General features: G+C 43.0%; 8 protein-coding genes. 3 read left to right on the top strand and 5 right to left on the bottom strand.

The genetic code is table 11. The features are described 5' to 3' along the window. The first annotated feature begins 252 nt into the window (after positions 1 to 252). Positions 253 to 1,380 (top strand): 4-hydroxyphenylpyruvate dioxygenase, encoded by a 1,128-nt coding sequence (gene hppD / locus F6K20_RS13800; RefSeq protein WP_009149701.1) that lies wholly within the window; start codon positions 253 to 255, stop codon positions 1,378 to 1,380. A gap of 522 nt (positions 1,381 to 1,902) precedes the next feature. Beyond that, positions 1,903 to 2,442 carry an EF-hand domain-containing protein gene (locus tag F6K20_RS13795; RefSeq protein WP_287267951.1) on the top strand — a complete coding sequence of 180 codons (540 nt, stop codon included), beginning with the start codon at positions 1,903 to 1,905 and terminating at the stop codon, positions 2,440 to 2,442. 312 nt (positions 2,443 to 2,754) lie between these two features. Here F6K20_RS13795 and F6K20_RS13790 read toward each other — a convergent pair whose 3' ends face one another. From F6K20_RS13790 to F6K20_RS13775, 4 genes are all read right to left on the bottom strand, one after another. After that, a complete protein-coding gene (locus F6K20_RS13790; RefSeq protein ID WP_287267950.1) occupies positions 2,755 to 2,940 on the bottom strand; it encodes a hypothetical protein in 186 nt (61 codons plus the stop codon). A gap of 239 nt (positions 2,941 to 3,179) precedes the next feature. Beyond that, a complete protein-coding gene (locus tag F6K20_RS13785) occupies positions 3,180 to 3,656 on the bottom strand; it encodes a GUN4 domain-containing protein (RefSeq protein WP_287267948.1) in 477 nt (158 codons plus the stop codon). Between the two features lie 67 nt (positions 3,657 to 3,723). After that, complete coding sequence (lepB, locus tag F6K20_RS40650) at positions 3,724 to 4,758, bottom strand: signal peptidase I (protein ID WP_502708100.1); 1,035 nt, start codon at positions 4,756 to 4,758, stop codon at positions 3,724 to 3,726. 406 nt (positions 4,759 to 5,164) lie between these two features. Continuing rightward, on the bottom strand, positions 5,165 to 6,142 hold the full coding sequence (locus tag F6K20_RS13775) for an RpnC/YadD family protein (protein ID WP_287267947.1): 978 nt from the start codon (positions 6,140 to 6,142) through the stop codon (positions 5,165 to 5,167). Between the two features lie 5 nt (positions 6,143 to 6,147). On the opposite strand from F6K20_RS13775, the gene F6K20_RS13770 reads away from it, so the two are divergent. Continuing rightward, complete coding sequence (locus tag F6K20_RS13770) at positions 6,148 to 6,303, top strand: hypothetical protein (RefSeq protein ID WP_154659897.1); 156 nt, start codon at positions 6,148 to 6,150, stop codon at positions 6,301 to 6,303. Between the two features lie 182 nt (positions 6,304 to 6,485). Here F6K20_RS13770 and F6K20_RS13765 read toward each other — a convergent pair. Beyond that, on the bottom strand, positions 6,486 to 8,623 hold a 2,138-nt coding region (locus F6K20_RS13765), incomplete at its 5' end, for a phosphoribosylformylglycinamidine synthase subunit PurL (RefSeq protein ID WP_287295013.1).

Genomic DNA, 8,623 nt, shown 5'->3' with positions numbered 1-8,623 from the left:
GGGGGCGCGGGGAGTGTGGGGCGGGGGCGCGGGGAGTGTGGGGCGGGGGCGCGGGGAGTGTGGGGCGGGGGCGCGGGGAGTGTGGGGCGGGGGCGCGGGGAGTGATAAAAGTCAGATCAGCTGAAAATGCCATGACTTACCCACTCAGATATGTAAAATATCTGTAATCCTCTTTTCCCTACTGCAAATTGGTTTAATCTTCTAACAAGAGCAAAATTAAAAAGATTACAATCTCTTGAACTGGATTTAACCATGAAAATTGATCATGTTCATTTCTATGTTGAAGATGCTACAGTTTTTTCTGATTGGTTAGTCCACACTCTTGGCTTTCAACGGGTCGCCAGTGGCAGTAGTTACCATACCTACACAGAAGTTGTAAAAAGTGGCTCAATCACGTTTCTTATCTCTTCACCTCTAACATCAGCAAGTCCTATTGCTGAGTTTTTGCGTCTACATCCTCCTGGGGTGGCTGACATCGCTTTTCTAGTAGAAGACCTGGAAGCGGTGATTGAGAATACGTCCGCTCAGGGCAACCAAGTGGTACAACCACCTCAGGAGCAATTTCAAAGACAGGGACGCCTAAAGTGGAGTAGAATCCCCTCCTGGGGTTCTCTGGTTCATACCCTGGTTGAGCGAGATGGCATCTGTGACGAATCGTTTTTCCCGGCTCAGTTGAACTGGATCACGAAGACTGCTCAGGGTAAGCCACCCTCCCTCAGTATAGAGGGAAACCAGGGAAATAACCATCCTCAGACCATGTTCACCACCATTGATCATGTAGTACTTAATGTAGCGGTTGGTGAGTTAGAACGGGCAGTAAATTGGTATCAACACGTGCTGGGATTTTGCCCACAACAAATATTTTCTATTAAGACACAACAGTCTGGTTTATACTCTCAGGTCATGGTTGATCCCACTGGTGAAGTGCAGTTGCCGATCAATGAACCAACTTCTGCTAATTCCCAGATTCAGGAATTTCTAGATTTCAATGGTGGACCAGGAATCCAGCATATTGCTCTTAGAACTAGCAATATAGTAGAAGCGATCGCGCAACTCCGTGGTCGAGGTTTACCGTTTATTGAAGTTCCTCCCAGCTACTACAGCCAGTTGCGGCAAAGACCAGGGGGCTCTAATTTACCTTTACCACCAGCAGAATGGGAAGAAATTGCTACCAGACAAATTTTAGTAGATTGGCAGCAAGAGTTTCCTCAAGCTTTGTTACTTCAAACCTTCACCAAGCCCATTTTTGGCAAGCCTACTTTCTTTTTTGAAGTGATTGAGCGCCGCTTTCAGGCCAAGGGCTTTGGAGAAGGAAATTTTCGTGCTTTATTTGAAGCCATCGAGCGGGAACAGAACAAGCGAGGAAGTTTAGGAACCTAAGCTAATGCGCTACGCGCACGCGTGCGCGTTCAGCATACGGCGGTTTGCATAACTATCAGGTACACAGGATTGTTTTCCCACTTCCGACTTCCCTGTTCTCTCTTCCCTCTTCCCTGCTCCCTGCTCCCTGCTCCCTACTCCCTAAAAACCCAGAACGAAAGTACCTAACTGAATGGCAAACCGCTGTATGCTTACGTTAATAATGCTCAAGGTTAATTTCTCTACTTGGAGGTATTGACAAAATGCCTTAGCTTTTAACTTGTAACGAATATCAAGTATCCAGTAGAATTCTCTGTATAGTGACAAACCTTAGTTTTATAGACCATAAAATCATGGGAAGTAAGAGTGGGAAGGTGTCGTCTAAGAAAAAAAAACGGGGGCGGTCAGTCCTTTATTTTAGAGTCCTTTACCTTCTAGGTCAAACTATGGTAAAACAAGTCGTTTCGACGGAAACTGTTTAGACTAACTATTTCCTCATCTTAAACTCAAAAACCATAAAGTGTCATCAAAGGTGAGTTTTAAATGTTAACCGCATTACAACAAAAAAAATTAACAACATTATTCAATAATATCGATGCTGATTCAGGTGGAACTCTCAACCAAGATGATTTTCATCTGATTTTGAATAAACTGGCTAGTTCACGAGGGCTAAAACCTAATTCTTGGCAATATGCTTATCTGCGTTCAATCTTGGTTTCCATGTGGAATAACTTGAGTTTGGCTGATCAAAACAGCGATGCAGAAATCACCCTTGAGGAATGGTTTAAGTATTACGACAATCTGATTCACTCAGATGCCTATGAACCCCTTATTCAATTGCAATGTGATGTCTTTTTTGCTTTACTTGATCAGGATGACAATGGAGAAATTAGTCAGCAAGAGTATGTAGATTTGGTCAGTGCCTATGGTGTTGATCCTAGTTGGGCAAGGGAAAATTTTGGCCATCTCGATTTGAATAGTGATGGACATATCTCTGAGGAAGAGCTTTTTACCTTGATGGATGAATTTTTCCGCAGTGATAACCCAAAATCTCCGGGAAATTACTTTTGGGGTTCCTATTAACTTTTTACGGTATTAATCTCAGCTATTTTCCATGGCTCGAATTCGACGTTCAGACATTACCGAATTTTATTTGGCAATATTTTATTGTCCAATAGATGTAGAAATCAATAAGACTGGGTAGACCTCTTGCTATTTAGTTAGTCCTAAACTTCTTACACAACAAGGGATACCCAGATTATTTACTATATAGCACTACGCATTAAGGTGTTTGACATTCCTAAACTCCGAAACTTAGTCATAGCTTACTTCTGACTTCTGACTTCTGACTTCTGACTTACCCGTAGCGCTATACCACTTGATAAAACCCATCAACTATTTCTTCCAAGGAAACTTAGTACCCATTTCAGTTAGGGCAGAAAATACCAGATACAGGATCAGTAAACCAACAGTAGCTAGAAACAAAACGATATCATTATCCATAAAATTAAGGGAATCGGGAATCGGGAATCGGGAATCGGGAATCGGGAATCGGGAATCGGGGATAATAATTGACGCCAATATAACATAAAAATTAGTTGATATAATTATAGTAAATAAAGACTCCCTTGAGCAGGACTTTTCCACAGTTTAACGCTTTTATTCCGGGAGGTTTTTGTTTGCGTTCGCGAAGCGGTTCCAAAGGAAAATAGCATCCTTAGATAGGATATTTAAATTCAGCGTTGCTGAATTACGGGATGAATGAGGGATAGACAGGTATCTGCTTTGGTGGCACCGGCACTCAAGAGCAAACATTTAAACTATATCCCCTTGTGCGACATGAGATACCAACCAAAACCAAAAAATCGAAACGCCCAGCATCCAGGTAAATGTCCTTTCGGTGCTTGAGTAATGTCAAAGATCAGATCTTTGTAACTATCCATCTGCCAACCAACACGCTTGACAAACTCAACCGACTCATTAGATATGATTCCAGAGTCTTGTATTGATAATTTTTCTACAGATTGTTTATTATCAATATAAATTTTCTTTTGGATACTAAATCCAAATTTATCGGAACTATATTTCCGCCATAATTTATCAATAGCTAAGAGGTCACTAGTGGGAAAGTTTTTGATCTCTTCTGGTCTGATCCAATCTCCCTCTTTACGGCCAAATACTGCTAGCATTACCAGGTATGTCTGATAGTCTGCTTCTCTCCACTTACCTTCCGAAAGAAGCTGCTGTAGCTTTGAATAATCAACGCTATGTCTTGGATAATAATTATCGTTACTCATCGTAATACCTGCCGAAGTTTTACGTTAATAGCCTTAGGAAAAGGTAGAGGATTGACCAGCTCTATTGTTACTTTATGGCACCAGCCCGATCCAGAGGCCAAAATCGTTTAGTAGCTTTCCCAATAATATTTTCCCTAGGGACAAATCCCCAATGGTGACTGTCATAACTATTATTACGGTTATCTCCTAGGACAGTGTAAGAATCAGGCGGCACTGTTACAGGACCCCAGCTGTACTGAGGGGGTTCTTCAATATAGTTTTCTTCCAACGGTTGATTATTAACATAAACCTTGCCACCATTGACTTCTATCTTATCTCCTGGGAGACCAATGATCCGACTAATAAATGCATCTTTAAAATTTTGCTCTTTTAGTTTCTCCGTTGGCAAAAAAACTACAATATCTTTTCGTTGTATCTCTTGGAAAGAGTAACTCCACTTGTTGATAATTAAACGATCATTAATTTGCAGTGTCGGCAGCATTGATCCTGATGGGATATAGCGAGCTTCTACCAGATTTCTCGATAAGGGCGCAATCAAAGCAGTCAAAATTATGAAAATAGCAACGATGATTATAGTGTTTTTTGTTCTTTCTCTACGAACTGGTGATGCCACATAAGCGTAATATGCAACAATACCTTGAAAAATAATTGGAGCTAATGGGAAAATGGTTGAGGCTATAAATAAAACCAATAATAAAATACCAATTAAATATTTTTTTAGATAGAAATGACCCAGTCCTGGAATTATTCTTGATAAAAAAACAGCTAGCCACGGATCTTTATTGTCTTTCCTTAGGCGTTCAAAGCTTAAATTATTGAATTTTCTAGTACAACTATAGGCATCAAAAAGATTCCATAAACTAATTATTATAGCAGCTATCAAAAAAATGAAACCGAGACCTGTATTTGTCGTCGTGTCAAAAACTATTAACCATACACCCAAACTCAATAAGAGAATTTCAGTAACTATCAAAATCCATCCTCGAATGGATTTGCCTCCATAGAGTTGACCTAATCCCGGCCAAAAAGATGATAAATTGACCGCCAGCCAAGGTTCTTTTCCCGAATTAGATTGAGATAAAATTTGTCCTGATTGAGACATGAATTGCTTTTACAACAACCTGATGATACTCGAATTTTGCACCTTTTTAGCTCACATTACCATACACTCTCACATCTATTCCATAATGATTTATCTCGAATTGTTAAATCATTTAACTAAATTTAACTAAAAATTACGGCGTTGCTGAATCAGGGTATGATTTTCAACATGTGCGTTCGCAAAGCGGTTCTTTTGGAACATCGCTCTCCCCTTTTAAACTTCCGAATCTATCTCCCTATAACCGGTATTCAACCGGGTGGACTCACTTTTGCAAAAATACGACCATTGAAGGCTAATATCATCTCAGGATAATTACCCTGAATAAAAATCTCCCCTATCCCCCCATCTGCCCACCCTCCCCACCCTCCCCTGATTTATAGATTTACAACAAAAAGATGCACCCTATTCAACCTTCCTCCTGTTCCTGCTCAAAAGATAGCAATTGGTCAAGCCAACCCTGAAACTCTTCAACAGAAGCAATAGTAATTCCTTGTCGATGCAAGGTTTTCAACACAGAGACCGACTCAATCTGGTTAATTGTCTCAACCAACTCCCTTGGCACATCCTCAAATCGTACCTGAAGCACTTCCAAAAGAGTCTCTCGACTAGTTTGGAGAATGCCTTCTTCTATCCCCTCTTTACGAGCAAGGCGCTCTATACTAGTAACATAAGGCATTGTGCTTTCCTCCTCAAAACGTCTGACTTGCTGTTTAAACCCAATCTGAAAGCTATCCGGTAATGTCATCATCCAGTCGATGAGCCGGAATAATTCTAGGATATCTTGTCTACTATACCCTCGTTGATAAAGACTCTTGGCAATGGTTAATTTGCCCTGATACCGTCCCTCGGGATTTTGAACAGTTTGCTGAGTGGTGCGATGTGCAGCCACAATCACAGCAAAAGGATTAGTGCTTTGTTCTAGTTTAGACAGCTGATAATCTAACAGCTTAGCTACTGGAAACTGCAATAAAACTCGACAACCCCAAATCTCGTAATTGTATTCACTTGGTCGCCAAGACTCTTCATCATCAGCGAGAACAGCTAAACTGACTACCTTCCGTCGATACATATCAAAGATGCGATAGTTGTAGACGTACATCCTTTCCGCAAAGACTGACTGAGCCTGACTCTGTACTTCCACATGAATCAGTACCCACGTTTCTTCACCGTCTTGTCGCCAAACTTTGACCAGTTTATCGGCTTCCCTGCTGCCAATTTCTGCATCTCGAGCCACCTGTTGGAATTCTGTATCAAGAAATTCATAGCCTCTTTCCCAGTCAATGTTACGATCAATCTCGGGAAAAAAGAATGCCATGAAGGATTCAAAATAGATGGAAAGCGCTTCTTTCCAGGGATTATCGTAATCGGCTCTTGGATTGGTCATTGAGTATGAGAAAACTGAATTATGCTATCTTAGCAAAGCCCTTGTCAGCCAATCCCTATCCAGCCAATTCCTGCTTAAGGTGTAAGCATTCAGCCATCAGCCGTCAGCCGTCAGCTTATTTTATTCAAAAGCACCTCAAGGAGGTTACGCTATGGGCATAAGCTGATAGCTGAATGCTTACCTTAAGGTTTTTAAAGATTGCGTTCGCGTAGCGTGGCCCAAAGGCCAAGGTCAATCCCAAAGCGGTTCCAGAGGAACATCGCTAAACCGTTTCTCATCATAATAAGGTAAACAAGATTGTTTCCCGATTCCCGATTCCCGATTCCCGATTCCCGATTCCCTCCTAAACCCTCAAACGCCTTTCAATCCCATTCTCCCAACAATCATACATCTCCTGAACTGTCACCTCAATCACACACTGACCATTGCCCACCAGTACTCGTAAACCAGCATTTTCCCCTTGAACAACACCCAGTTGTTGCCAATATCCCTCATCCCCTAACTTTTGCTGTAGATAAGATTCCCAACTTGTTTGGTGTTGAGGACTTACAGAAACCAGAATCCGACTCCCCCCCTCACCAAAGAGCACTTCATCCCAGCGCAGGTCTAACGACTCGGACCTATAGCCTAGAGTAATGTCTGCCCCCAACTTACCTGGGATACAGGATTCAGCCAAAGCCACCACTAATCCCCCTTCAGCACAGTCATGAGCAGAATTTATCCAACCTTGACCGATACCCTCTCGCGTTACCGTTTGGATACGACGCTCTAAATCAAAATCCACTACTGGTGGCTTGCCCGCAACCATGCCATGAATCGTTGCCAGATACTCGGACGCACCTAATGTAATTTGGGATTTAATTTGGGATTGACTATTTTCCCAGTATTTAGTCCCCAATCCTAATAAATAGATTAAATCCCCTTCAGCTTGCCAACCTTGACCACAGGTTTTAGTAATATCAGCAATTAATCCCACCATCCCCACCACTGGCGTAGGGTAAATCGACTCAGGATTGCCGTCACTATCAATGGTTTCGTTATACAAGGAAACATTACCCCCAGTCACAGGAGTGCCCATTTCCCGGCAAGCCTCTGCTATTCCTGCACAAGCAGAAGCCAGTTGCCAGTAACCCACAGGCTTTTCTGGAGAACCAAAATTCAGATTATCCGTTACTGCCAAAGGTTCTGCACCCACACAACTCAGATTCCGTGCTGCTTCTGCTACCACAGCCTTTGCCCCTTCATAGGGGTCAAGATAAACATAACGGGAATTACAATCTACAGTTGCCGCCACACCAGCATTAGAGGTTACAGATCGAAGGTTAGCAGGTTGAAGGTTAGCAGGTTGTTCGCCTTTGGCGTTCCCGTAGGGTAGGTTGGTTGAAGGTTGAAGGTTAGCAGGTTGTTCGCCTTTGGCGTTCCCGTAGGGTAGGTTGGTTGAAGGTTGAAGGTTAGCAGGTTGCAGGTTAGCAGGTTGTTCGCCTTTGGCGTTCCCGTAGGGTAGGTTAGCAGGTTGCAGGTTAGTTTCGGTTGAACCTTGGCCTTTCGGCCACGCTTCGCGAACAACATTCAACCTTTCAACATTCAACCGTTCAACGTTCAACCGTTCAACGTTCAACCGTTCAACGTTCAATCCTTGTAAAGGGCGTAACCGAATCACCGCAGCATCAGCATTTCCTGGCAGAATTAAGGTATTGTTTTGGACTTGGTGGTCATACTGGCGATAAACCCAACGTTTCGACGCAATAGTTGGAGTATCTAGGAGTTGAAGTAAGATTTGATTCCAAGTGTGATGCTTACCGTTAATCTCAATACCTGTAACATTACAGGGAGGGAGGGATTTCCCATGCCATTCCCAAGCCTTCAATGCATAGTCTGGTGGTTCTGTCAATAGCTCCCGGTGATAAATTGGAGTATTATCTGCTAGAGCAGTAGCTGGGATTTCTGCTGCTACCTCTCCTTTGAACAAAATCCTGACCAAAGGTTCTTCGATTACCTTACCTGCTACCACAGCATGGAGTCCCCAACGGTGGAAAATATCTATCAGTTCTTGTTCTCGACCCTTGTGGGCAACAAACAGCATTCGTTCTTGGGATTCCGACAGCAGGTATTCATAAGGCACCATACCCGTTTCTCGCGCTGGAACCAGGTCTAAATCGAACTCAATACCCAAGCCCCCTTTAGCTGCCATTTCTGAAGTAGAACAGGTTATGCCAGCGGCTCCCATATCTTGAGCAGCTACTACGGCACCGGTTTGAAATGCCTCAAGACAGGCTTCAATTAGAGACTTTTCTAGGAACGGGTCCCCCACTTGCACCGCTGGGCGGTCATCTAGGGATTGATCCGTCAGTTCCGCACTAGCAAAACTTGCCCCTCCCATGCCATCTCTACCGGTAGTGGACACGACATAGAGCACAGGATTCGCCGCCCCAGAGGCACCAAAGGTAACAATTTCTGGAGTTTCCATCAGTCCCAAGGCCA

It is taken from the genome of Moorena sp. SIO2C4, from assembly GCF_010672485.1.
Lineage (GTDB): Bacteria > Cyanobacteriota > Cyanobacteriia > Cyanobacteriales > Coleofasciculaceae > Moorena > Moorena producens.
Note: the sequence above shows the minus strand (reverse complement) of the source record. Positions and strands in the feature narration are given on the sequence as shown.

Excerpts from the sequence above, each read along its gene's own strand:
- hppD (WP_009149701.1), top strand. The coding sequence starts at position 253 with ATGAAAATTGATCATGTTCATTTCTATGTTGAAGATGCTACAGTTTTT.
- F6K20_RS13795 (WP_287267951.1), top strand. The coding sequence starts at position 1,903 with ATGTTAACCGCATTACAACAAAAAAAATTAACAACATTATTCAATAAT.
- F6K20_RS13785 (WP_287267948.1), bottom strand. The coding sequence starts at position 3,656 with ATGAGTAACGATAATTATTATCCAAGACATAGCGTTGATTATTCAAAG.
- lepB (WP_502708100.1), bottom strand. The coding sequence starts at position 4,758 with ATGTCTCAATCAGGACAAATTTTATCTCAATCTAATTCGGGAAAAGAA.
- F6K20_RS13775 (WP_287267947.1), bottom strand. The coding sequence starts at position 6,142 with ATGACCAATCCAAGAGCCGATTACGATAATCCCTGGAAAGAAGCGCTT.
- F6K20_RS13770 (WP_154659897.1), top strand. The coding sequence starts at position 6,148 with ATGAGAAAACTGAATTATGCTATCTTAGCAAAGCCCTTGTCAGCCAAT.